Raw genomic sequence first — 24,771 nt, 5'->3', positions numbered from 1 at the left:
AGAAGCCGAAGGCCAGGTTGATCGCCGCCAGGGCGATCACCACGATCGTCAGGCCCCAGCCGAGCGCGGGCATGCCCGCGAAGAGCGCCAGCACGCCGAGGGACAGCACGGCCCCGCCCAGCCCCTGCGCGAAGCGGTGCGGCGTCGGGTCCTCCGCCTGCACGTCGGCCTTGAGCAGCCCGGCGGGCTTCAGCAGACGGTGGTAGATCTGCTGGAACAGGGCCGCGCCCGGGGCCGCCGTGCCCACGATCATCACCGCCGCCACCAGCGCCGCCAGCCAGGGCTGGCTCAGCAGGAAGCCTAGCGCCAGCAGCCCCACAATAAAGCTCTGGTTCACCTTTAGCGCCGTCCGATCCACCCGCTGCCCCGCCATCCCCGCCGCTATCCCGAGTATCTTCTGTGCCATCGCTCTGCCTCATTCCCTGTGTGTGCGTACGCTCTGGGGGTGATTCTACGCCGACTTGTGGGTAAAGTCAAGTTGTTACGTAACAAAGTATGGAACACCCGACGACAGCAACCGAGGCGAAGATCTGGTATGTCATGTCAGCCGACACTGTGCCATAATGGATAGATTGGCATAGGGCAGCGGCCGGCAGGCGCATAGGCGAAGCGTGGCAGCAAGCATTGGCCATAGCCGACCTGCACAACCCACACGAAGACATCAGGAGAAACATCACAATGAACGTCTCACTCTTTCGCTCCATCGCCAACCAATATAAGGACCTGCGCGGAGTCAATACGGTGTCCATGATGAACTCGATCAGCCGGCTGATCGAGAACCAGATCATCGACAACCAGCTGCCGGTCAACTTCTACGCCGGGTTCGAGCGGTTCTCGTACTTCCCGAGCCAGCTGCGGCGCTACAGCCGGCTCGGCGCGGTCTGCCGGCGGGTGTACGTGTTCGGCGTCCCCGACGTCCGCCCGCCGTCTATCCCGGGCATCGAGTTTCTCGAAATCTCGCCGAGCTCGCCGCTCGCCCGCGAGTGGTTCCTGCTGGTGGACACGCCCGACTTCTGGACGACCCTGCTGACCCAGGAGGTCGAGGGCCGCGATGCGATCACCGGCGGGCGGCGATTCGACGGGATCTGGTCGTTCGACGAGCAGGTGGTAGACCGGGTCTCGCTGCTGATGTCGCAGGTGCTCGAGACATCCTACCTTCCGGTGGCGCAGCGCAACCCCGATAGCCAGAGCCGGCACGTCGCCGATATCAGCGGCCACCTCGTCAGCTCGCTTGATACGGTCAAGCTGACCAGCCAGCGCCGCTGGCGGCAGATCACCACCCTGCAGAAGCTCGCCGAGCTCAGCCTGCAGAACAAGCCCCTCGGCGTGCTGCTCAACGACGCCGCGCAGGTGCTGCACACTATCTTTGGCGCCACCGACGTCGCCATCACGCTGAGCGATGATAGCGCGCACCACACGATGGTCGGCACGGCCGGCAATGTGATCAGCAGCAAGCAGTCGTTCGTGATCGACAGCGGCCCGAGCGCGACGGCGCTCAGCCAGGGGCGCCTCGTGCAGATCGATGATATGCGCCAGGCCCGCGACCGCGACACCTGCCTGCCGATGGCGCTCTCGATCTGCACCGCGCCGCTGATCGGCCGCAGCCGGGCCCAGGGCGTGGTGGTGATCGGCAGCCCGAAGGCCGGCGTATGGGACGAGGAGGACGGTCGGACCGTCGCCGCCTTCGCCAATATGCTGATGCCGATGATCGAGCGCTCGCGCCTCCAGAAGGTGCTGTTCGACATCACCCGCCAGCAGAATAAGTGAGCCGCGCGGGGTGCGGCGTGCGGCACCAGGGTATGTGCAACGTCGCTGTCGTCTGAAGCCGTGTCGCGGGGGCCGACGCCCGGCGCAACGCGCCCCCCCGGCACGATGTCAGTCGCCAGCCGGAGGGCGCGCAGGACGTTACAACACTGAGGCGCTGAGCTGAAGCGCTGCGGCATCACAGTGTCTCATCAGCTCAGCGCCTCAGTGCCTCAGCGCCTCAGTGTTGTTGAAGCGCTGCTGGGTGCCCTCGTCGAGCATGGTGAAGTCGCCGCCGGTGTAGTCGGCGACCAGGGCGTGCCAGAAGCGCAGGGCCGGGGCGTTGCGGGCAAGCTGGTAGACCACCCACGCGCCGCGGTGCAGGTCGAGTGCCAGCCGCGCGGCGCGCCGGCCGACTCCCTGGCGGCGGTAGCGCGGGGCCACATAGAAGTCCATCAGCTCGTACTCGACGCCATCCGGCAGGTGGGCCGCGTCGGCGCAGATGATCACGAAGCCGGCCGGGCTGCCGCCCGCGCGGATGACATAGAGCTCGCAGCGATCGCGGATCCACCAGTTGAAGCTGACGCACTCCTCGGCGGTGCGCGGGCCGGGCAGCCCGAAGGGCGCCCACATGGGCAGCCCGTAGTCGTTGATGATCAGGTTGTCGTCGTACTGCGACATATCGTAGAAGTAGCCGACAAACATATTTCGCACGATCTGCGCGTCCGCGCCGAGGGCGCGGGTCAGCCGGATCTCGCTCATCAGCATCTGCCTCCATCGCTGTCCGACCTGCCCAGATCGGGCAGCGGGCTCAGCATACCACACCCCGGCGGGCGGCATGCATTCCACCTGTTACTCCTCAGATAGGACCTCCCCCCTATTGAAACTTTTCGTATCACGTACTACACTAGGTATGATGATCAGATTCTAGCCACGGCACGCGGCCGCACGGCGCCATAGTGAGCGAGGTGAGGCGCTATGGATCACTCCTCCATCCAACATCTAGCCGAAGCCCTTGTCGCCGTCGATGATGCAGCCTGCGAGTCGTACCGGATCCATGCGCCGCTGCTGATCGCCTACGCGGATCAGCAGCTGGCCGGGCGCGCCGACATCGGCGATTTGATCGGCCCATTCTCCCTCGATGTGCTCTACCGCAACCACGCCGATCACGCTGAGTTTATGGCCGCGCAGCTAGAGCAGAAGGACTCCGATGCCCTGATCGCGACGCTCGCCTGGGCCTACCGGAGGCACTACCTGAACGGCCTCCCGCTGCGTATCTTCCCCGTGGATCTCGGGGTCTGGCGCGATGCCGTCGTGCGCCACCTGGATCCGCGCAGCGCCGTCCAGATCGGTGCCGTCTACGAGATCCTGGGCGACCTCCACAGCCAGCTGCTGCTGCTGGCCAAGGCCCCCACGGATCAGCCGGGCGTCGTGGACGAGCTACAGCCCTACTTTGCGCGCTACCTCCAGGCGCTGCTCACCCCCGATATGCAGGCGGCGCTGCTGGCGGCCGAGGAGTACATCCAGTCTCCCGAGCAGATCATCACATGGTGGGAGTGCGTCATCCAGCCGGCGATGTATGAGGTCGGCCACCTCTGGGCGCAGGGCGAGATCAGCGTCGGCCAGGAGCATCTGGCGACGGCGATCACGCAGCGGGTGATGGCGCACTTCTACCCGCAGATCCTCGATATGCCGCGCATGAAGGGCCGCGTCGTGGTGGCCGCGTCGCCCGGCGAGCTTCACGAGATCGGCGCGCGGGTTGTCTCCGATCTGCTGGAGCTCTATGGATGGGACGCCTACTACACCGGGGCGAGCGCCTCCGCCGACAGTATCCTCGCGCTGCTCGCGCAGACGAAGGCCAGCTTCCTGTGTATCTCCACGACGCTCCCCACCAGCCTGTCGGCCGTGGAGCAGCTGATCGCTAAGGTGCGCTCTGCCGGGCTCAGCCCGACCCCGCAGATCCTAGTCGGCGGGCAGGCCTACCAGTTCACCCCCGACCGCTGGCGGAAGATCGGGGCCGACGGGTTCGCCCGCAATGCGCGCGAGGGGATTGACTATATTGAGGCTGCGTACACAAGCTGTCTGGTGCTTGCGTGAGCGAATCTGTTGAGCGTCTGATCGCTCTCGGCGGCCGGCTGCTGATCGAGCGGAGCACCTGCCTGATCGCGCTGATCGATGCGCGCGGCCGGGTGATCGCGGCGAACCCGCGCCTGCGGCAGCTCCTTGGCCCGCCGCCCGGCGAGCAGGGCTTCGCCGCGCTGCTGGATCTGAGCAGCCGCCCGCGATTCCTCACGCAGGTACAGCAGGCCCTCGCCGAGGGGCGCGCCGGGCCGACCACGCTGAATGTTATCGATGGGCCTACCGCCATCCCGCAGTCCTACCGCTGCCACATGGACGCGGCCGCCGACTCGCAGGTGGCGCTGCTCGCCGAGCCGATCGCCCCCCTCGACCAGCACGGGGCCGAGGAGTATATGCGCGTCACCAGCGAGCTGTCGACCACCACCCGCAGCCTCCAGAAGACTGGTCACGAGCTGACCCAGAAGCAGCGCATGCTTGAGGAGGCGATGGCGAAGATCGAGCGGATCGCCAACGTCGATGAGCTCACCCAGCTGCCCAACCGGCGCAGCATCCTGCTCCGGCTGGCCGAGGAGGTCGAGCGCGCGGAGCGCTACGGCTCGGCGATCTCGATCCTGATGATCGACATCGACCACTTTAAGCAGGTGAATGACCGCTACGGCCACCCGGCTGGCGACGAGGTGCTGCGCGACTGCGCCGAGCTGCTGCGGTGCTCCATCCGCACGACCGACCACATCGGTCGCTACGGCGGCGAGGAGTTCCTCTGCCTGCTGCCGATGACCGCAGAGGCGTCCGCCCTCGTGCTGGCCGAGCGCCTGTGCCGCGAGGTCGAGCGCGCGCCCTTCGCCGCCGAGGCGACGGCGCTCACGATGACGATCAGCATCGGCGTCGCCGAGCTCGGCATCAAGCGCGATACGATCGGGCAGCTGCTGTCCCACGCCGACAGCGCGCTCTATCTGGCCAAGGAGCGTGGGCGGAACCGGGCTGCGCCCTGGCGCCCCTGAGGGCGATCTGTTTTAGGGCAGTACCGCAAAAGGAACGCTGCCACCCTGCGCGTGCCCGGCCCGTAAACGGGCGGGCTACGGCTTTGCGAAGGCCGCCTGCGCGGCCTCAGACAGGCCGCGCAGGCGGCCTTCGTAGCACCTAGCCGGGGGCTTCAGCCCCCCGGCGGCGACGCCGCACAGCGTGACTTTTGCGGTGTGGCGTTTTAGGCCTGCGTGATCGCGAAGAGCAGCGAGGCCTCGCAGGCCAGCTGGCCGTCCACGGTGGCCCGCGCGGCGGCCTTGCCCACCCCGCGGCGGAACTTCTCCATCGTCACCTCAAGGCGCAGCACGTCGCCAGGGCGCACCACCCGCTTGAAGCGCGCCCCGTCGATGCCGGCGAAGAGCGCCAGCTTGCCGGCGTGCTCCGGCAGGCTCAGGGCCGCCACCGCCCCCGTCTGCGCCAGGGCCTCGACGATCAGCACGCCGGGCATGATCGGGTTGCCTGGGAAGTGGCCGGTGAACTGCGGCTCGTTGGCGCTCACCAGCTTCTCGCCCACCGCCCGCAGCCCCGGCTCCAGCTCCAGGATGCGGTCCACCAGCAGGAAGGGGTAGCGGTGCGGGATGATCGCCATGATCTCTTGGGTGTTTAGCATATGCTCTCCTCAGACAAGGGCACAGATGAGCGCAGCGGGCATAGCAGTAAGATACCATAGGGTGCGGCCTGCACAAACGCCGAGGGTGTGACGTATGTTTTGCGCATACGCGAGGCACCCGGCCGTTTACGGCCGGGCGGTGCTGGCAGCCCGAAACAATACGCCGTAAACAAACGCCGATCTGCGCCGAGCGTGGCCAGGTCTTCACTTGACGCGCCTTTTGCCTCGCCACATAATGGAGTCAGAATTATATATGTTATTCTTTGTTACTATAAACACAATATTCCACAGGCTTATTGTGATGTACCGCAATGGAGTCTCGCTTCGCCGACCTGGAGATTGGCCTGAGCCGGCGGGATGACGGCAGCTACGCCGTCGACCTGCGCTACAGCCCGCCCGACAGCGCCGCCGACATCCGCCTGGCAGGCAGCGAGCCCGCCCTGGCGACCTTCGACCTCAGCGCGCTACGCGCCCTCGCGCCCGACTCTGCGGCCTACGGGCAGGCGCTCGGCGCCGCCCTCTTCGCCTCCCCCGCCCTGCGCCAGGCCTTCGCCCAGGCCCGGGCCAGCGCCGCCTCGCTCGATGTGGCCCTGCGCCTGCGCCTGCTGCTCGGCCCCGGCGCCGGCGAGCTGCACGCCCTGCGCTGGGAGACCCTGCGCGACCCTGAGGCCGGCCAGCCCCTGCTGACCGATGAGCGCCTGCTCTTCTCGCGCTACCTGGCCGCCGGCGACTGGCGGCCCCTCCGCCTGCGCCCCCAGGGCGAGCTGCGCGCCCTGGTCGCCGTGGCCGCGCCCTCCGACCTGGCCCGCTTCGGGCTGGCCCCGATCGATGCCGCCGCCGAGCTGGCCCGCGCCCGCGCCGCGCTGGGCAGCACGCCCCTCACCACATTGGCCGACCCCGGGCAGGCCAGCCTCGGCGCGATCATCGACGGCCTGCGCGACGGGGCGGATATCCTCTACCTGGTCTGTCACGGGGCCATGGCCCGGGGCGCGCCGACGCTCTGGCTGGAGGGGGATGCTGGGGCGACGGCCCACACATCCGGGGCCGAGCTGGCCCAGCGCATCCGCGAGCTGGAGCAGCGCCCGCGCCTGGTGCTGCTGGCCTCGTGCGAGAGCGCGGGCGACGGGGCGGGCGACGCGCTGAGCGCCCTCGGCCCGCTGCTGGCCGAGGCCGGCGTGCCCGCCGTGATCGCGATGCAGGGCAAGGTGACGATGGAGACGCTCGCCGCCTTCACGCCGGCCTTCTTCCGCGAGCTGGCCCGCGACGGCCAGATCGACCGGGCCATGGCCGTGGCCCGCGGGGCGGTGCGCGCGCGGCCCGACAGCTGGATGCCGACCCTGTTCATGCGCCTGCGCGCCGGGCGGATCTGGTATGTGCCGGGGTTCGCCGACGAGAAGCAGGGCTTCGAGCGCTGGCCGGCGATCGTGCGCAGCGTCAGCCGAGGCCAGGCCACCCCGGTCATCGGGGCGACCCTCTCCGAGCGCACCCTCGGCTCGCCGAGCGCCCTGGCCATGCGCTGGGCCGAGCGCTACCGCTTCCCGCTCGCCCCCCACGAGCGCGACGAGCTGCAGGAGGTGGCCCAGTACCTTATGGTCAACCAGGCCCCCAGCTTCCCGCGCGAGGAGATCGCCGACGAGATCCGCGACGCCCTGGCCCGGCGGTTTGCGGCCGACCTGGCCGAGGGCGCAGAGCAGGCCGATGTCTACGACCTGCTGGCCGCCGTGGGCGAGATCCAGCGCGAGCGCGACCCGCACGACCCCTACAAGGTGCTGGCCGCCCAGCCCTTCCCGATCTATGTGACGACGGGCTACCACAGCCTGCTCTCCGAGGCGCTGCGCGCCGCCGGCAAGGAGCCCATGGTCGAGTTCTGCCGCTGGACGCCCGACCTGGAGAAGATCTCCTCGATCTACGACGAGGAGCCGCGCTACCTGCCGACCCCCGCGCGGCCGCTGGTCTTCCACCTCTTCGGCATCCTGGCCGAGCCCGACTCGCTGGTGCTGGCCGAGGATGACTACTTCGATTTCCTGATGCGGGTGGCCCGCGTGCCCGACCTCATCCCGCTGGCGGTGCGCGAGGCCCTGGCCGACACCGCGCTGCTGCTGCTGGGCTACCGCATCGACGGCTGGGACTTCCGGGTGCTCTACCGCAGCCTGCTCCAGCAGGAGGGCCGCTCGCGGCGCAGCAAGTACGCCAACATCGCCGGCCAGGTCGCGCCCGATGAGGATGACTTTCTGCTGCCCGAGCGGGCCCGGCGCTACTTCGAGCGCTACTTTGACGCGAGCGATATCAGTATCTTCTGGGGCAGCGTGGAGGACTTCACCCGCGAGCTGCTGGCCCAGCTGGCGGCCGCGCCCGCCGCGCCCCCCGCCGAGCGCGCCGCCGTCCGGCGACGATGAGAATCTTATTGGTGTGGCGGAATGTGCCAGCTTCGCTGGCACATTCCGCCACACCAATAAGAAATCTTGGAAACCTAGCAATCGCTATGACTACGCCCCTGCCATCGCAGCCCTTCCTCGGCCCGCGCCCCTTCCAGACCGGAGAGACGCTCTACGGGCGCGACTACGAGGCCCGCTCGCTGCTGAGCATGCTGGTCGCCGAGCGGATCGTGCTGCTGCACTCGCCCTCGGGGGCCGGGAAGACCTCGCTGATCCAGGCGGCGCTCATCCCGCTGCTGGAGGAGCGTGCGTTTACGGTGCTGCCCACCGTGCGGGTCGGCGAGGAGCCGCCGGCTGGCTGGCCGGGCAACCGCTACGCCCGGGCGATGCTGCGCTCGCTGGAGGAGGGCGCCCCTGCCGAGCAGCGGCTGCCGCCCGCCGAGATCGAGCCGCTGGGCCTGGCCGGCTATCTGGCCCGCCGCGCGCCCGCCGAGGCCGACCAGGATACGGTGCTGATCATCGACCAGTTTGAGGAGGTGCTGACCCGCGACCCGACCGACACGGCGGCGAAGCTGGCCTTCTTCCGCGAGCTGGGCGCGGCCCTCCAGCTGCCCCGGCTCTGGGCGCTGGTGGTGATCCGCGAGGAGTATGTGGCCGCCCTGGAGCCCTTCGCCCGCCGCATCCCCAGCCGGCTGGCCAGCCACTTCCGGCTCGACCTGCTCGGCGTGGAGGGGGCGCTGGAGGCGCTGCGCGAGCCGCCGCGCGCGGCCGGGGTCGACTTCCCCGCCGCGCTGGCCGCGCGCCTGGTCGATGACCTGCGCCGGGTGAATGTGCAGCAGGCCGACGGCGCGATCCTGCCACAGCTCGGCCCGAGCGTGGAGCCGGTGCAGCTCCAGGTGGTCGGCCTGCGGCTCTGGGAGCGCCTGACGCCTGGGGCCACCCAGATCGCGCCCGCACACCTGGAGGCCCTGGGCGACGTGAGCGGGGCGCTGGGCGACTACTACGCCGAGCGGGTGGCGGCCACGGCGCAGGCCAGCGGGGTGAGCGAGCGGGCGCTGCGGGCCTGGTTCGACCGCGAGCTGATCACGCCGCAGGGGGTGCGCGGCCAGGTGCTCCAGGGCGCGGGCGCGAGCGCCGGGCTGCCCAACCAGGCGATCGCCCGGCTGATCGACGCCTACCTGGTGCGGGCCGAGCCGCGCCGGGGCGCGACCTGGTTCGAGCTGGCCCACGACCGGCTGATCGCGCCGGTGCGCGCCGGCAACGCGGCCTGGTTCGCGGCCAACCTGAGCACGCTGCAGCGCCAGGCCGAGCTGTGGCAGCAGCAGGGCCGCCCCGAGGGGCTGCTGCTGCGCGGGGCCAGCCTGGCTGAGGCCGAGCAGTGGGCCGCCGCCAACGCCGAGGTGCTCACGCCGAACGAGCAGGATTTTCTTGACATCTGCCGCGCCGCCCGGCGGCGGGCCGCCCTGCTGCGCGGCCTGAGCGTCGCCGTCGCCGTGGCCGGCCTGATCGCCCTGATTCTGGCCCTGGTCGCCAACAGCTTCCGCATGCGCGCCGAGGCCAACGCCCGCCAGTCGCGCGCCCGCGAGCTGGCCGCCGCCAGCGTGAGCAGCCTGAGCGTCGACCCGCAGCGCGGCCTGCTGCTGGCCCGCGCCGCCGCCGACACCACCCGCGCCGCCGGCGAGCCGGTGGTTGCCGAGGCCGTCCAGGCGCTCCAGCAGGCCGCGCAGGTATCTCGGGTGCGCCAGATCGTCCCGGTGGGCGAGCGCGGCCTGCAGGATCTGGCCGCCAGCCCCGACGGGCAGACCCTGGCCACGACGGGCAACGATGGGGCGGTGCGGATCTTCGACGCCGAGGGCGCCCAGCGCCTGGAGATCCCTGCCGGCGCCCCGGCGATCAACCAGCCCGCGCTGGGCCTGGCCCTCAGCCCCGACGGCGCGCGGGTGGCGGCCGGGGTCGGCCCGCTGGCGATCATCTGGGATGCGGCCAGCGGCGCGGAGGTTGTGGCCCTGGAGGGCCACAGCGATACCGTCGTGGGCCTGGCCTACAGCCCCGACGGGGCGACCCTGGCCAGCGCCGGCTACGACGGGCTGGTCATCCTCTGGGATGCGGCGACGGGGGCCGAGCGGCGGCGCATGGATCTGGGCGCGGTCGAGGTGAACGCGCTCGCCTTCAGCCCGCAGGGCGACAAGCTGGTGAGCGGCGACAGCGACGGGCGGACGATCATCTGGAGCATGCCCGACGGCGAGCGGCTCCAGACGCTGCGCGGCCACACCGGCGAGGTGCTGGATGTGGCCTACGACCCGCTGGGCGAGTTTATCGCCAGCGTCTCCGACGACCTGAGCGCCCGGCTGTGGGATGTGAGGACCGGCGCGGCGCTCGACGTGCTGCGCGGCCACACGGGCACGGTCGAGGCGGTGGCCTTCAGCCCCGACGGCCGGCTGCTGGCCACCGCCAGCCAGGACAACACCGCCCGGGTCTGGGCGGTGGGCGACGGCCACCCGGTGCTGACCCTGGCCGGCCACGCCAACGGCCTGCGCGGCGCCCTGTTCAGCCCCGACGGCTCCGAGCTGCTCACGGCCAGCCTGGACGGCACGCTGCGCCGCTGGGATCTTGCCATGGCCCCGCCCGGCGGGGCCTACCTGGTGGCCTTCAGCCCCGACGGCGCGACCCTGGCGAGCGCCGGGGCCGACGGGGCCAGCCTCTGGGATGCGGCCGACGGCCGGCAGCTGCGCGAGATCCGTACTGACGCCGAGATCTCGGCCCTGGCCTGGTCGCCCGACGGCGCGACGCTGGCCCTCGGCGATGTCGATGGCTTCCTGATGCTGTACGACCCGAGCAAGGGCGAGAAGATCGCCGACCTCGACGGCCACGGGCAGCAGATCAACCGGCTGGCCTTCAGCCTGGACGGCGCGACCCTGGCCAGCGTGAGCGACGACGGCACGGCCAGGCTGTGGGACGTGGCCAGCGGGGCGGAGCGGCTGAGCTTCGCCGGCCACGCCGCCGAGGTGAGCGCCCTGGCCTGGGCGCCCGACGGCAAGACCCTGGCGACCGCCGACTTCCTGGGCGCGATTATCGTCTGGGACGCGGCCGACGGGGCCGAGCGGGCGCGGGCGACTCTCTACGCCAACGAGGTGATCAACGGGCTGGCCTTCAGCCCCGACGGCGCGACCCTGGCGGCCGGCGACGAGGGCGGGCTGCTGGCCCTGTACGACCCGACGACCGGAGCGGAGACCCGGCGGATCAGCGCGGGCGGCCCGCTTGACGACCTGGCCTACAGCCCGGACGGGGGCACCCTGGCCAGCTCGGGGCGCGACAAGACCGCCCGCCTGTGGGCCGCCGCCGACCTGACGCCGCTGGCGGTCATCCCGCACCCGGCCGAGGTCTACAGCCTGGCCTACCGCCCCGACGGCGCGGCCCTGGCCACCGCCGCCGCCGACGGCCAGGCCCGGCTGCTCCCGCTGAAGCTGGACGACCTGCTGGACCTGGCCGCGCGCCGCACCCTGCGCCCGCCGACGCCCGAGGAGTGCGCAGAGTACGGGCTGAAATGTTGAATGTTGAATGTTGAATGCTGAATGCTGAATGCTGAATGCTGAGTGCTGAGTGCTGAGTGTTGCAATCTGCAATCTGCAATCTGCAATCTGCAATCCCTGAAGGGGGCCACCATGAACCGCCGCATCCACCGCATCGCCACCGCCCTGCTCGCCCTGACGCTGATCGTCACCGCGCTGCCCGCGCGGGCGCTGCCGCCGGGGCTGGCGGGGCTGGGGGCGGGGGCGGGCGTGGCCGAGGCTGCCGGCGAGCTGCTGAGCCTGGACTATAACTGGCTGCCGAGCCGCTTCTACACCAGCAGCCTGGCATGGGGTGATGTGGATAACGACGGCGACCTCGACCTCGCCGTCGGCAATAACGGCGCTGGCGGTAATGCACTCTACATCAATGACAACGGGACAATTCCCTCTACATATGCCTGGATCAGCCCGATTCAGAACACCACCAGCCTGGCATGGGGCGATGTGGATAACGATGGCGACCTCGACCTCGCCGTTGGTAACAATTTCGCCATTGGCAATAATAATGACCAGCCCAACCAGCTCTATCGCAACTGCACCATCGACCTTGATTCGCGCTGCACCCCGGGCGGACCCATCCTCCAGGATAGCGGCTGGGAGCCGGAAACCAACTACACCACCAGCATGGCCTGGGGCGATGTTGATGGCGATGGCGACCTCGACCTCGCCGTCGGCAACAATGGTCGGCCCAACCAGCTCTACCGTAACTGCACGATCACAAAGGCCGGCGATGGTTGCACCACGGGCGGCCCTGTCCTCCAAGACACCAACTGGACTACAAACACCAACTCCACCAAGAGCGTGGCCTGGGGCGACGTCGACCATGACGGCGACCTCGACCTCGCCATCGGCAACTACGGCGCCAACCAGCTCTATCGCAACTGCACGATCGACCTTGATTCGCGCTGCACTCCAGGCGCCCCCCTCCTTCAGGACAGCGGCTGGGAGCCGGATGCCAACTACACCAATAGCGTGGCCTGGGGAGATGTCGACAACGACGGCGACCTCGACCTCGCCGTGGGTAACGCGTGGCTGGTGTATGCGCCCATCTCTAGGCCGATTTTAGTAGAGTATCGAGCCAATCAGCTCTATCGGTATAACAACGGCACGCTCGAGCTCGATACCACATGGAAACCCGCTGACAGCGCTACCACCAGCCTGGCCTGGGGTGACGTGGACGGCGATGGCGACCTCGACCTCGCTGTCGGCAACTCACGGTATTCGCCGTATGCAGACACCATAAGAAACCAGATCTACATCAACGAAGGCGACCGGCTCATCCCCAGCACAAGCTGGCCGCCGCCTGACGACCCCAATACCATTGACAACTCCAATACCACCAGCGTAGCCTGGGGCGATGTCGACGGCGATGGCGACCTCGACCTCGCCGTCGGCAATCACGCCGACCAAAGCTCGATAGTCAACCAGCTCTACCGCAACCAGAGCGGGACATTTCGCGCTACCCCAGATACAGTGGCAGGAAGTAGCCAGAGCATCCGCAGCGCCGCCTGGGGCGATGTGGACGGCGATGGTGACCTCGACCTCGCCGTCGGTAACGACGGCCAGCCCAACCAGATTTACCGTAACGACAAAGGCGCACTCACCCTGGCCTGGACCGATCCGGTGACCGACACCTCAACCTACAGCGTGGCCTGGGGCGATGTGGATGGCGACGGCGACCTTGACCTCGCTGTCGGCAATAACAACAATCAGGCTAACCAGCTTTATCGCAACTGCACGATCGACATCGATAGTCACTGCACTCTAGGCGACCCCATCCTCAAGGACAGCGGCTGGGCACCGCCTGTCAATAAGAGCAGAAGCGTGGCCTGGGGAGATGTGGACAGCGACGGCGCCCTTGACCTTGCCGTTGGTAACGATTCCGGGCTTAACCAGCTCTACCGTAACGACAATGGCCTCCTCAAGCTTGACGAAATCCGCAATCACCCGGCGCATAATTACGCCTGGTGCTCGGTATGGGGCGATGTCGACGGCGACGGCGACCTCGATCTTGTCGTCTGCAATCAGGGCGGTATAACCAGCTGGTTCTTCCGTAATCAGAATGGTTCGCTTGCACTAGATACAAGCTGGTATTCGGTAGGACCGATCACCTATAGCTTTGCCTGGGGCGATGTGGACGGCGACGGAGATCTTGACCTCGCTGTCGGCAACTATGACCGGCCCAACCAGCTCTACCGCAACAACAAGGGCGCACTCGCACTTGACACCACCTGGGTGCCACCGACACAGCAGACGAGGAGCGTCGCCTGGGGTGATGCCGATGGCGACGGCGACCTCGACCTCGCCGTGGGCAATTACAACGCGCCCAACCAGCTCTACCGCAACGAGCAGGGCACGCTCATCCTCGACGCCACCTGGTCACCAGCCGCACAACCGACCACCAGTGTAGCCTGGGGCGATGTGGACAATGACGGTGCGCTTGACCTCCTGGTCATCAACCAGGGCGGGCCTAGCCAGCTCTACCGGCATACAGCGCCAGCAACGCGCATGCCGAATAACCCGCCCTCCATTGTGGTGACACGCCCGGGGGCCGATCTCCCCAGCGGCACCGACAATGCCAACTTCTTCTCGGCCGGGCGCATCATTAGCAGCGCCCAGGTGGTCAGCATCCCCTACACCCTGATCGACAATGAGAGCGATCCGGCAAGTGTACGCGCCGAGTACTCGCTCGACGGCGGCGGGCGCTGGCTCCCAGCGATCGCGGCAGATGAGGCAAGCACCCAGAATCTCACTACGTCGCCCGAAGGCTTCTCCCACACCTTCGGCTGGGACATCGTCGCCAGCGGTGTCGCCGGGCAGTCCGATAACGTCGTCGTGCGCATGGTCGTTATGCCGGCAAACCCGATGCCCGGCCCCTACCTCTATACCCCCAAAGCCGCCACCACCTTCCCCTTCCGCCTGCGCGGCAACATCGCCCGCGTGGTTGAAAGCGTTGACGACAAGAATCAGCCTGTGGCTGGCGCTCAGGTGTATCACCTGCCCTCAGGGGCGGTGCAGGGCGCGGCGCAGCTGGACAACTGGCTCACCGGCGAGCCGCTTATGAGCAACCAGCTCGGCTACGTCAACAGCCGCACCCCGCTCAACCCCGGCGACCGCCTCGCCGCGCTCCGGGTGATCAGCGACACCGAGAAGTTCACGCTCTACCACACTAGCCCGATCGATATCAGCTCGGGGCTGCCCGACTATCAGATCACGTCCACCGGCGTGCAGACGTTGACCGTCTCCCCCGCCCGCCCGCTGATCGCCTTCAAACTGGATGTCTCGCTGGAGTGGGACGCGCGCAACGATGATGCCTTTCTGCTCCAGCTCAGACGCGACCTGCAGCGGGCCGCCGAGCTGCTCTACGACTGGACCGACGGCCAGGCCACGCTCGGCGCGATCACGATCTACCACGATAAGGACCACTGGGAGGATGTTAAAGACCCGGTCACTGGGGAAGTTACCTACGGTGCCGACATCCAGATCTACGCCTCGAACCGCCTGCGCCCGAACAGCTCGCAGGGCGGCATCGTCACCAGGACGATCAGCGAGACGGTGACGATCGCCGACACACCGCACACGCTGGTCTACGAGCCCGGCGCGCTGCGCATGCCGGCCACCTGGAACCGTAACGGCGACCCCGGCGGCACGCTGGGCGAGGATTGGCCGCGCACCCTGGCCCACGAGCTGGGCCACTTCGCGCTCTTCCTCGACGATAACTATATCGGCCTGGATGCGAACAACAATCTGATCAGCGTGGAGAGCTGCCCCGGCGCGATGAGCGACCCCTACCGCGACGACTGGTCGGAGTTCCAGACGGACGGCGCGGCCTGGCAGACCGGCGGCGGATGTGCCCAGACGCTCTCGGCGCGCACGGCCGGGCGCAGCGACTGGGCGACGATCAAGACGTTCTACGATAACGACGGCCTGAACTTCAACCTGAACGCGCCGACCAGCTTCAACGCAAATAGCGGCCCCGACAACCTGGCCCTGGCCCTGACCCAGATCAGCGACACCGGCGCGGGCCAGGCATCGAACGCCCGCGAGGCCTACGTGACCCTGCGCGATGAGCAGGGCAAGCCCTACCAGCCGGGGGCCGCCGCCCGCGCGGTGCTCTACCAGGGCGCGGGCAATGGCACGCGGGCGATCGACATGGGCGCGCCCACCGCCGACCTGCTGCTGGTGCGCGGCGCCCGACCCGGCGACACCCTCTGCGTCTACGAGCGTCTCAAGCAGCTGGTTGGCTGCACCACCATGAGCGTGGCCACCACCCGCCTGACCATGCGCACCCTGAGCAGCTGGCAGCCCGATATCCAGATCACCCCGGTGACCTCGACCACCGTCGCGCTGAGCGTGCCCGAGACCGGGATCGGCGCGCTGGCCGCCGGCGAGACCCTCGCCGCGCGGCTTTTCCCCGATGAGGGCCAGGCGATCACGGTATCGCTGACGCTGGCGGGCGGGGCCTACACCGGCGCAGGGATATTCGCCACGCCGCCCTTCGACGCGCTGGTGCGGGTCTGCGTCGCCGATGGCGCGGGCCTGTGCCTGGCGGATGGGGCGCGCGAGGCGGTGGCCGACTACAGCCTGGGCGGCGAGCCGGCCCCGCGCCGGCGCAAGAAGGGCCGCCGCCGCCGCCGCGCCCCGGCGCTCTCGGCCGACGGCCAGGCCATCCTCTTCACCGACGATATCACCTTCAGCCTCGGCCAGTTCTACGCCTTCCAGACTATCGATCAGCTGCCCACGCCGCCGGCCTGGGCCACGCCGGTCGGCTTCGGCTACCGGCTCAGCGCCTCGGACGATACGCTGCGCGGCCAGATCGGCAACACCTCACTCTCGCTCGGCTACTTCCCAACCGATGTGCCGGCCGGCACCGAGGAGGGGATTACGCTCTACTACTTACCCGCCGGCGGCAGCGTCTGGCAGCTACTGCCAACCACGCTCAGCCTGGAGGACAACACCGCCTCGGCGAAGGCCAGGGGCGAGGGCACCTACGCGCTGATGGCCAGCGTGCCGCTGGCGCTCAACCCCGGCTGGAACCTGGTCTACCGCTACCCCGGCGCGACCCAGGCGCTGCCCGCCGCCCTGGCCGGGGTTAGCTACGCCACGCCCATCACGACCACCAGCGCCTACACCTACACCCTGGTCTACGGCTACGACGAGGGCGACCTCGACGACCCCTGGAAGCTCTACGCGCCCGGGCTGACGGCGCCCTGGGGCGGCATCGTCAACGACCTGAGCGAGCTCCAGAGCGGCGACGGCTACTGGATCCGCAGCAGCGCGGAGATCACCGTCCCGCTGCGCCCCTCGCTCGACGCCAGCGACGGCATCCTGAGCGCGCCGCCGGCCACCTACTACGGCCTGGCCCCCGTCGGCAGCAGCGGCGCGCTCAGCGTCGAGGCATGGGTCGGCGAGGACAACGTCTGCGGCAGCACGACGACCCAGCCCCTCACGGTAAACGGCCAGCCCGGCCAGGGCTTCAGCCTGAACGTGCTGGCCAACGGCGGCGGCGACGCGCTGGGCTGCGGCTACCCCGGCGCCCCGGTGCGCCTCGTCTTCAGCGATAGCGCCGGCGAGCTCGGCAGCTACGACGCCACCTGGGACAACACCTACCTCATCCCGCTCGGCCTGAGCCAGACCAGGATCTACCTGCCGCTGGTGGCCCGGCAGCCGCAGCCAGTGCCCGACCTCCAGATCATCGATGTGCGGATCGTCCCGGCCCCGCCCGACTCCGGCGAGGACTACGCGATCGAGGTGACGGTTCGCAACAGCGGGTCGGCACCGGTCGACGCGCCCTTCTGGGTCGACCTGTACCTCGACCCGGATGCGGCCCCGCAGCCGGGCGAGGGCTGGCCGGACGTAGCGACCTTCGGGGCCTCGTGGCGGGTCTACGGGCTGGCCGCCGGCGCGACGCTGACCCTCAGCTCGCTGGAGCCGAACGACCCGGCGGACCCGGGGCGCAACTACACGCTGCTGCCGGCCCTCCTGGCGGGCGAGGCCTACACGCTCTACGCCCAGGCCGACGCCTACGTGCCCGGCGGGGACAGCCAGGGCGCGATTATCGAGAGCGACGAGGACAACAATATCGGCGGGCCGTATGTGCGCACCGCCGAGGCGCCGTAGCACGGAGTACGCTGATGCGTAACCAATCTCGATGGCTCGCCACCGCGCTGCTCGCCGGGCTCACGCTCACGCTGCTGATCGGGCTGGCGGCGCTGCCGCCGGCCCCGGCGGTAGCCGGCGCGCTCGCCCGCCAGGGCCGCCCCACCGTCGAGCCGCCCCGGCCAACCGTCCCTCCGCCGCCCGACGAGGGCGACGGGGGCGATGCCGGCGGCCAGGGCGATGCCGGCGACGAGGGCGACGCCGGCGGCGACGAGGCTCCGGTCGATGAGGATGTGACCACCGACGAGGGCGTGACCGACGAGGGCGTAATCGACGAGGGCGTAATCGACGAGGGCGTAATCGACGAGGGCGTGACCGACGAGGATGCCACCACCGACGAGGAGGTCGCCACCGACGAGGAGGCCGCCACCGACGAGGAGGCCGCCACCGACGAGGGCGAGGGCGATCTGCCCGCAAGCCTGCCCGACACCGGCGGGGCGGCCCCGGCCGGCCCGACCCTACTCACCCTGCTGGGCATCGCCGCGCTGATCGCCGGGGCGGCCCTGGCACAGCGGCAGACGGATGGCCACACAGGGTGACGCCATTTCAGATTGCAGATCTTGAATTGCAGATTGCCGTGCATGGCGTTCCAACGCGCTCTGGTAGATGGCCGCCCCCAGTAGGGCCGAAGCATTCGCACCCCATGCATGCGCAACACGCAGATTCATCCAGCGCGAATGCTTCGGCCCTACGGTGCCCCCGCCGGGGATGGGCCGCCCCGGCGGGCGGCGTCGCACAGCGTTACTTCTGCGGTGTCGCAATCCGCAATCTGCGATCCGCAATCTGCAATCCCTAGCGGAGGCATACGATGAAGCACCGCAGCTACCGCGCCCGCGCGGGCGCTGCCGCCGGGGGCTGGCTGACCACGGGCGCCTTGAGCGCGCCTTGCCCGCCGCTAATAGCAGACCTGATTGCGCCCGCCGGCCTTGGCCGCGTACATCTGATCATCGGCGCTGCGTAGCAGCGGGTCGATCAGCAGCGGGTCGATCTGGTGGGCGCTCGATGCCAGGCCGATGCTCACGGTCACACCGGCACCAGGGTACAGCGAATCCCAGTCGTGTTGCTCGACGGCCCAGCGCAGCCGCTCGCACACGATGACCCCGGCGGCAAGGGTGCTGTTGGCCAGCAGCAGCACGAACTCCTCGCCGCCGTAGCGGGCCAGCACATCGCAGGCGCGCACGTGGGCCAGGGCGATGGTTGCGACCTGGCGGATCACCTCGTCGCCGATCTGGTGTGAGAAGCGGTCGTTGATCGACTTGAAGTGGTCGATGTCGAAGATCGCCACGCAGATCGACTCGCCGCGGCGGGCGGCCTGGTTCAGGAAGACATTGAGCTGGGCCATCAGGTAGCGCCGGTTGAAGATCCCGGTCAGCGGGTCGCGCACACTCAGCTCGCGCAGGTCGTCCTGGAGCCGCTCAAGCTCGCTGATTGTCGCGCGTAGCGCGGCGTTCTTTCTGCGCTCGACCTCGGCCTCTCGGCGCGCGATCTCGGCCCGGAACTCGACCTCCAGCGCACGGGCGGCGCGGGTGAACTGCTCGCTGTGGGCGGCCTCTCGGATCAGGTCAAGCTGGCGCATACAGTCATAGGCCGCCCGATGATCGCCCCGCTCGGCGTGGATCGCGGCCAGATGACGGATGCTGCTGATCTGGAGCGTCGGCGCCTCAGCCGTCGCCGCTATGGCCTGCTGGAGCACGTCGATCGCCTCGGTGAGCCGCCCCTGGCGCTTCATGAGGGTGGCTAGCTCCTGTAGGCTGTCGAACTCGTCATAGAAGTCGTGTACCTCGCGGGCTAGGGCGTGGGCCGCGCGCAGCGACTCCTCGGCCTGGGCCTCATCGCCGAGCGCGGCCAGCGCCGCGCCGCGCCGGGCGAGCAGATGGCTGGTGCGCGCGGCGGCCAGACCCTCATCTACATAGCGCAGCGCCTGGTCGGGTCTGCCCGCATCGGCGTACACCCCGGCGATGTTATAGCAGGCCAGGGCCTTCTCCTCGCCGGCCAGGGCGCCAAGCAGATCGGGCGCGGCGACGCGCAGCAGCGCCTCGCTGCTCTCCTCGGGCTTGCCCCAGCGGTCATAGATCACCCCCAGGTCGCTGTAGGCCAGGGCCTCCCAGTCCTTGCGGCCGCGGGCGTGGGCCATCCTGAAGGCGCGGCGGCTCAGGGCCAGGGCCTGGTTGAAGCGGCCCATGTCGGCGTAGATCCAGGTCATCCGGCTGATCAGCCCGAAGAGGTCGTCGCTGGCCCGGCTGCCCTTCGCCAGCGCCAGCGCGGCCTGGCCCGCCTCCAGGGCGCCGGCCAGGTCGCCGAGCTGATAGAGCGCCTTGACGAGCAGCATGGCCCCGGCCAGGGCCAGGGCGCGGCCCTCGCGCGTCGTCGGGGCGCCGATCAGCCCGCCCGCCTCATTGGCCAGGTCGCGGGTGCGCCGGCTGTCGCGCGTCACCAGCGGGCGCGCCTGGGCGATCAGCGCACGCGCTAGACCCAGCGGGTCGGCGGGGCGGGGCACCTCAGTCTTGGCGGTGTGTCGTTGCGGCATAGCGGGAAGTCTTGGCGGCGCTCATCACTCAGGGCGAGATGCTGTGAGCGTATCCTATCATATGCCGGCGACGGGTGTCCTCGGCCGGCTTCTTCGCGCTCGGCCTCGCCCGCGCCAGGGGCGGCCCCGTCGCCCTGCTCTGCACCTCCGGCACCGCCGCCGCCAACTTCCTGCCCGCCGTCGCCGAGGCCGACCTCGCCCGCGTGCCGCTGCTCCTGCTCACCGCCGACCGGCCCCACGAGCTGCGCGGCAACGGCGCGCCCCAGACGATCGACCAGGTCGGCATCTACGGCCCGCGCGCGCGCTGGGCCTGCGACCTGCCCGAGCCCACCGAGGGCCTGCTGCCCTACCTGCGCGCCGCCGTCGCCCGCGCCCTCGCCGCCGCCGCCGGCCCGCACGCCGGCCCCGCCCACCTCAACCTGCCCTTCCGCGAGCCGCTGGTGCCTGACCGCGACCGCCTCGCGGAGATCTTCGCCGAGACCCAGCCCGCGCCCCGCGTCACCGACCACCGCCGCGCCGCCGGCGCGCACACCGTCGAGCGGCTCGCCGCCGAGCTGGCCGCCGCCGAGCGCGGCCTGATCATCATCGGCCCCCACGACGACCCCGCCCTCGCCCAGTCGGCCGCGCGGCTCGCCCAGGCCCTCGGCTGGCCCCTGCTGGCCGACCCGCTCTCGCAGGCCCGCCGCGGCCCGCACGTCGGCGAGCTGACCATCGGAGCCTACGACGCCTTCCTGCGCGACGAGCGCTTCGCCGCGCGGCACGCCCCCGACCTCGTGCTGCGCCTGGGGGCCATGCCCACCGCCAAGCCCCTGCTCCAGTACCTCACCCGCCACCCCCAGGCCCGCCAGATCATCGTGGACGGCGGGGCCGGCTGGCGCGAGCCGACCAGCCTCGCCGCCGAGCACATCTTCGCCGACGAGGTCTATCTCTGCGACCGGGTCGCCGGGCAGATCCGGGCGGACGACCGCCCGCGCAGCGGGTGGGCCGAGGCCTGGGCGGCCGCCGAGCGGGCCTCCCAGGCCGCCATCGCCGCGCACCTCGCGGCCAGAGAAGACATCAGCGAGCCGGGGGTCTTCGCCGAGCTCTCGCGCCTCCTCCCGGCGGGCGCCACCCTCTTCGCCGCCAACTCCATGCCCGTGCGCGACCTCGACACCTTCCTGCCGCCCGGCGAGGCGCCCCTGCGGATCATGGGCAACCGTGGGGCCAACGGCATCGACGGCCTCACCTCCACCGCCCTCGGCCTGGCCGCCGGCGGACTCGGCCCGGTCGTCTTCGTCAGCGGCGACCTCTCGCTCTACCACGACTCCAACGGCCTGCTGGCCGCGCGGCTGCACAGCCTGAGCCTGACCATCGTGCTGATCAACAACGACGGCGGCGGGATCTTCTCCTTCCTGCCCCAGGCCAGCGAGCAGGATGTCTTCGAGCCGCTCTTCGGCACGCCCCACGGCCTCGACTTCCGGCCCCTGGCCGAGCTCTACGGCGCGACCTACAGCCACGCCGCCAGCTGGCCGGAGTTCCGCGCGGCCGTGGGCGCGGGCGTGGCCCGGCGCGGCCTGCACATCGTCGAGGTGCGCACCGAGCGCGCCCAGAACGTCGCCGACCACCGCGCGATCTGGCCGGTCGTCGCCGAGGCGATCACAGATATCGGGGTTGTGTAACGCACCCGTAGGGCCGAAGCATGCGCCCCAATGACATGTTGTAAACCCCATGCATCCCGGGCGCATGCTTCGGCCCTACACACGGGGGTGCCGGGGTATCATTTATACATCATCATGAACCTCCACACCACAACCGTCGGCGCCGGCCCGGCCATCCTGCTCCTGCACGGCTTCACCGGCAGCGCCGAGGAGTGGGCCGAGCTGACGCCCGCCCTCGCCCCACACCGCCAGGTCATCGCCGTGGACCTGCCCGGCCACGGGCGCTCAACAGCTCAGTGCCTCACCCCCTCAATGCCTCAGTGCTCTGCCGGCCTGCTGGCCCTCATGGATGATCTGGGCCACGCCCAGTTCGACCTGCTCGGCTACTCGATGGGCGGGCGGGCCGCCCTGCACCTGGCGGCGGCCGCGCCCCAGCGCGTGCGCTCGCTCATCCTGGAGAGCGCCTCGCCCGGCCTGGCCGACCCCGCCGAGCGCGCGGCCCGCGCCGCCGCCGACGACGCCCTGGCCGAGCGGATCCTGGCCCAGGGGCTGGGGTGGTTCGTCGACTACTGGCAGGGCATCCCGCTCTTCGCCAGCCAGGCGTCCCTGCCCGCCGAGGCCCGCGCCGCCCTGCGCGCCCGCCGCCTGCGCAACAGCCCCCAGGGCCTGGCCTGCTCGCTGCGCGGCATGGGCACCGGCCGCCAGGCGTCGCTCTGGCACCGCCTGGGAGAGCTGGCCATGCCCACCCTGCTGATCACCGGCGCGCTCGACGCCAAGTTCGTCGCGATCAACCGGCAGATGGCCGCGCTCATGCCCAGCGCCCGCCACATCAGCCTCCCCGCCGCCGGCCACGCCGCCCACCTGGAGCGCCCCCAGGAGTTCGCCGATCTTGTGGTAGGATACCTATCGTCGTAAGGGCGCAGCAGCGCGGCGCTGCTGCGCCCTTATCTATGGAGGATAGCCATGCCCATCGAGTGGACCAACGTCGGCACCTACACCGACATCATCTACGAGCACGACGCCGGCGGCGAGGGGATCGCCAAGATCACCATCAACCGCCCCGAGAAGCGCAACGCCTTCCGCCCCGAGACCACCGCCGAGCTGATCGACGCCTTCACCCGTGCCCGCGACGACGAGACCATCGGCGTCATCCTCTTCACCGGCGCCGGCGACAAGGCCTTCTGCTCCGGCGGCGACCAGAGCGTGCGCGGGCAGGGCGGCTACGTCGGCGGCGACAAGGTGCCCCGCCTCAACGTGCTCGACCTGCAGCGGCTCATCCGCGTCACCCCCAAGCCGGTGATCGCCCTGGTGGCCGGCTACGCCATCGGCGGCGGCCACGTGCTGCACATCGTCTGCGACCTGACCATCGCCGCCGAGAACGCCGTCTTCGGCCAGACCGGGCCGAAGGTCGGCAGCTTCGACGCCGGATACGGATCCAACCTGCTCACCCGCATGGTCGGCGACAAGAAGGCCCGCGAGATCTGGTACCTCTGCCGCCAGTACAACGCCCAGCAGGCCCTCGACATGGGCCTGATCAACACCATCGTGCCGCTGGAGCGGCTGGAGGACGAGGGCGTGCAGTGGGCCAGGGAGATCCTCGACAAGAGCCCCATGGCCATCCGCTTCCTCAAGGCCGCGATCAACGCCGCCGCCGACGGCCACGCCGGCCTCCAGCAGCTCGCCGGCGACGCCACCCTGCTCTACTACCTGAGCGAGGAGGCCCAGGAGGGCAAGCAGGCCTTCCTGGAGAAGCGCAAGCCCAACTTCCGGCGGTTTCGAAGGTTCCCGTAACGTGTAGGGCCGAAGCATTGTGGCAAAGGCGCGGAGTGCCTTTGTCACAATGCTTCGGCCCTACGGACGCGCCACATATGACCACCAAAACAAACGCATCCCCGCCCGGCCCCGCCCGTGCCTGGCTCATGGCCATCCGCGTGCCCACCCTGCCCGCCGCCGTCGTGCCCGTCCTGGTCGGCTCGGCCACCGCCCTCGGCGACAAGCAGTTCAACCCGATGGCCTTCCTCGCCGCCCTGCTGGCCAGCCTGCTCATCCAGATCGGCACCAACCTCGCCAACGACTACTTCGACCACCAGAAGGGTGCCGACACCCCCGACCGCCTCGGGCCGACCCGCGTCACCCAGAGCGGGCTTATCCCGCCGGCCACCGTGCGCAACATCATGGTCGCCACCTTCGCCCTGGCCGCCCTCTGCGGGGCCTACCTGATCTACGTCGGCGGCTGGCCCATCCTGGTCGTCGGCCTGCTCTCGATCGCCTCGGGCATCCTCTACACCGGCGGCCCCTTCCCGCTCGGCTACAACGGCCTCGGCGATGTCTTCACCTTCATCTTCTTCGGCGTCGTCGCCGTCGTCGGAACCGACTACCTGCACACGCTCCAGGTGCGCCCGGTGGCCCTGATGGCCTCGCTCCCCGTCGCCATGCTCGTCACCGCGATCATCGTGGTCAACAACCTGCGCGACGCGCCCACCGACAAGGTCGCCGGCAAGCGCACCCTGGCCGTGATCTTCGGCGAGTCCTTCGCCCGCAGCGAGTACGCCCTGCTGGTGATCGGGGCCTACCTCACCGCCCCGCTGGCCTGGATGTGGGGCGGGGCATCGCCCTTCGTCCTGCTCTGCTGGCTCAGCCTGCCCCTGGCCCTGCCCCTGCTCGACAAGGTCGGCACGCAGCGCGGCCGCCCGCTCAACGCGGCCCTCGGCGGCACCGGCCGCCTGCACATGGTCTTCGGCGCCCTGCTGGCGCTCGGGCTGTTATTGGGGTGACGGATGTGTTGCGCCAAACGTAGGGCCGAAGCATGTAGGAAAGGCGCTCCGCGCCTTTCCTACATGCTTCGGCCCTACCACAATATTATGATTATCCCCGACTGGCTCGCCCGACAGGCCACAGCCCGCCCAGGCCGCCCGGCCCTGATCGCCCCCGGCATCACCTGGACCTTCGCCGAGCTGCATCGCCGCGCCGACGCGGCGGCCGCCCGCCTGGCCGACCTCGGCGTGCGCCCCGGCGACCGGGTCGCCGTCCTGGCCGGCAACTGCGCCGG

Annotated in this window: 15 protein-coding genes and 1 pseudogene; 12 read left to right on the top strand and 4 right to left on the bottom strand. The window is 69.8% G+C overall.

The features are described 5' to 3' along the window. On the bottom strand, window positions 1-406 hold a 406-nt coding region (locus K2Z83_RS11410; RefSeq protein WP_255603782.1), incomplete at its 3' end, for a DUF4395 domain-containing protein. A gap of 272 nt (window positions 407-678) precedes the next feature. Between K2Z83_RS11410 and K2Z83_RS11405 the strand changes: the two genes are divergently transcribed. Continuing rightward, complete coding sequence (locus tag K2Z83_RS11405) at window positions 679-1,767, top strand: DICT sensory domain-containing protein (protein ID WP_220595307.1); 1,089 nt, start codon at window positions 679-681, stop codon at window positions 1,765-1,767. A gap of 201 nt (window positions 1,768-1,968) precedes the next feature. Here K2Z83_RS11405 and K2Z83_RS11400 read toward each other — a convergent pair whose 3' ends face one another. After that, window positions 1,969-2,505, bottom strand: a complete 537-nt coding sequence (locus tag K2Z83_RS11400; RefSeq protein ID WP_220595306.1) for a GNAT family N-acetyltransferase — start codon at window positions 2,503-2,505, stop codon at window positions 1,969-1,971. A gap of 216 nt (window positions 2,506-2,721) precedes the next feature. Between K2Z83_RS11400 and K2Z83_RS11395 the strand changes: the two genes are divergently transcribed. Both K2Z83_RS11395 and K2Z83_RS29890 read left to right on the top strand, forming a co-directional pair. Beyond that, window positions 2,722-3,840 (top strand): B12-binding domain-containing protein, encoded by a 1,119-nt coding sequence (locus K2Z83_RS11395; RefSeq protein ID WP_220595305.1) that lies wholly within the window; start codon window positions 2,722-2,724, stop codon window positions 3,838-3,840. Next, window positions 3,837-4,823, top strand: a complete 987-nt coding sequence (locus tag K2Z83_RS29890) for a sensor domain-containing diguanylate cyclase (protein WP_220595304.1) — start codon at window positions 3,837-3,839, stop codon at window positions 4,821-4,823. Before K2Z83_RS11395 ends, K2Z83_RS29890 begins: the two co-directional genes overlap by 4 nt. A gap of 203 nt (window positions 4,824-5,026) precedes the next feature. Here the strand turns inward: K2Z83_RS29890 and fabZ are convergent, their stop codons facing one another. Next, the gene (fabZ, locus tag K2Z83_RS11385; RefSeq protein WP_220595303.1) at window positions 5,027-5,455 is read right to left on the bottom strand and encodes a 3-hydroxyacyl-ACP dehydratase FabZ; all 429 of its coding nucleotides are present in this window, start codon (window positions 5,453-5,455) and stop codon (window positions 5,027-5,029) included. A 311-nt stretch (window positions 5,456-5,766) separates the two neighbouring features. Here fabZ and K2Z83_RS11380 point away from each other — a divergent pair, with 311 nt between their 5' ends. From K2Z83_RS11380 to K2Z83_RS11365, 4 genes are all read left to right on the top strand, one after another. Beyond that, window positions 5,767-7,851 carry a CHAT domain-containing protein gene (locus K2Z83_RS11380; RefSeq protein WP_220595302.1) on the top strand — a complete coding sequence of 695 codons (2,085 nt, stop codon included), beginning with the start codon at window positions 5,767-5,769 and terminating at the stop codon, window positions 7,849-7,851. Between the two features lie 86 nt (window positions 7,852-7,937). After that, on the top strand, window positions 7,938-11,381 hold the full coding sequence (locus K2Z83_RS11375) for a WD40 repeat domain-containing protein (RefSeq protein WP_220595301.1): 3,444 nt from the start codon (window positions 7,938-7,940) through the stop codon (window positions 11,379-11,381). Window positions 11,382-11,423: 42 nt separating this feature from the next. Next, complete coding sequence (locus K2Z83_RS11370) at window positions 11,424-17,519, top strand: FG-GAP-like repeat-containing protein (RefSeq protein ID WP_220595300.1); 6,096 nt, start codon at window positions 11,424-11,426, stop codon at window positions 17,517-17,519. 14 nt (window positions 17,520-17,533) lie between these two features. Continuing rightward, window positions 17,534-18,097: a hypothetical protein gene (locus tag K2Z83_RS11365; RefSeq protein ID WP_220595299.1), complete on the top strand. Its 564-nt coding sequence runs from the start codon at window positions 17,534-17,536 to the stop codon at window positions 18,095-18,097. Window positions 18,098-18,453: 356 nt separating this feature from the next. Here K2Z83_RS11365 and K2Z83_RS11360 read toward each other — a convergent pair whose 3' ends face one another. Continuing rightward, on the bottom strand, window positions 18,454-20,085 hold the full coding sequence (locus K2Z83_RS11360; RefSeq protein ID WP_220595298.1) for a GGDEF domain-containing protein: 1,632 nt from the start codon (window positions 20,083-20,085) through the stop codon (window positions 18,454-18,456). Between the two features lie 80 nt (window positions 20,086-20,165). Here K2Z83_RS11360 and menD point away from each other — a divergent pair. The 5 genes and pseudogenes from menD to K2Z83_RS11335 form a co-directional block, all read left to right on the top strand. Further along, window positions 20,166-21,743, top strand: a pseudogene (menD, locus tag K2Z83_RS11355) (2-succinyl-5-enolpyruvyl-6-hydroxy-3-cyclohexene-1-carboxylic-acid synthase); the annotation flags it as partial. Window positions 21,744-21,857: 114 nt separating this feature from the next. Further along, window positions 21,858-22,637: a 2-succinyl-6-hydroxy-2,4-cyclohexadiene-1-carboxylate synthase gene (menH, locus tag K2Z83_RS11350; RefSeq protein WP_220595297.1), complete on the top strand. Its 780-nt coding sequence runs from the start codon at window positions 21,858-21,860 to the stop codon at window positions 22,635-22,637. Between the two features lie 48 nt (window positions 22,638-22,685). Beyond that, complete coding sequence (gene menB, locus K2Z83_RS11345; RefSeq protein WP_220595296.1) at window positions 22,686-23,513, top strand: 1,4-dihydroxy-2-naphthoyl-CoA synthase; 828 nt, start codon at window positions 22,686-22,688, stop codon at window positions 23,511-23,513. 77 nt (window positions 23,514-23,590) lie between these two features. Beyond that, the gene (locus K2Z83_RS11340) at window positions 23,591-24,496 is read left to right on the top strand and encodes a 1,4-dihydroxy-2-naphthoate polyprenyltransferase (RefSeq protein WP_220595295.1); all 906 of its coding nucleotides are present in this window, start codon (window positions 23,591-23,593) and stop codon (window positions 24,494-24,496) included. Between the two features lie 87 nt (window positions 24,497-24,583). Further along, window positions 24,584-24,771: AMP-binding protein (locus K2Z83_RS11335; RefSeq protein WP_220595294.1), on the top strand; the 188-nt coding region annotated here is incomplete at its 3' end.

Source organism: Oscillochloris sp. ZM17-4, from assembly GCF_019599295.1.
In the GTDB taxonomy this organism is placed as follows: domain Bacteria; phylum Chloroflexota; class Chloroflexia; order Chloroflexales; family Chloroflexaceae; genus Oscillochloris.
The sequence above is the reverse complement of the archived record's forward strand: the minus strand, read 5'-3'. Positions and strand labels throughout refer to the sequence as shown.

What these genes read in the sequence shown, in the direction of transcription:
- K2Z83_RS11375 (WP_220595301.1), top strand. Translation starts at nt 7,938, where the DNA reads ATGACTACGCCCCTGCCATCGCAGCCCTTCCTCGGCCCGCGCCCCTTC.
- K2Z83_RS11400 (WP_220595306.1), bottom strand. Translation starts at nt 2,505, where the DNA reads ATGAGCGAGATCCGGCTGACCCGCGCCCTCGGCGCGGACGCGCAGATC.
- K2Z83_RS11395 (WP_220595305.1), top strand. Translation starts at nt 2,722, where the DNA reads ATGGATCACTCCTCCATCCAACATCTAGCCGAAGCCCTTGTCGCCGTC.
- menH (WP_220595297.1), top strand. Translation starts at nt 21,858, where the DNA reads ATGAACCTCCACACCACAACCGTCGGCGCCGGCCCGGCCATCCTGCTC.
- menB (WP_220595296.1), top strand. Translation starts at nt 22,686, where the DNA reads ATGCCCATCGAGTGGACCAACGTCGGCACCTACACCGACATCATCTAC.
- fabZ (WP_220595303.1), bottom strand. Translation starts at nt 5,455, where the DNA reads ATGCTAAACACCCAAGAGATCATGGCGATCATCCCGCACCGCTACCCC.
- K2Z83_RS11405 (WP_220595307.1), top strand. Translation starts at nt 679, where the DNA reads ATGAACGTCTCACTCTTTCGCTCCATCGCCAACCAATATAAGGACCTG.
- K2Z83_RS11340 (WP_220595295.1), top strand. Translation starts at nt 23,591, where the DNA reads ATGACCACCAAAACAAACGCATCCCCGCCCGGCCCCGCCCGTGCCTGG.
- K2Z83_RS11360 (WP_220595298.1), bottom strand. Translation starts at nt 20,085, where the DNA reads ATGCCGCAACGACACACCGCCAAGACTGAGGTGCCCCGCCCCGCCGAC.
- K2Z83_RS11365 (WP_220595299.1), top strand. Translation starts at nt 17,534, where the DNA reads ATGCGTAACCAATCTCGATGGCTCGCCACCGCGCTGCTCGCCGGGCTC.
- K2Z83_RS11380 (WP_220595302.1), top strand. Translation starts at nt 5,767, where the DNA reads ATGGAGTCTCGCTTCGCCGACCTGGAGATTGGCCTGAGCCGGCGGGAT.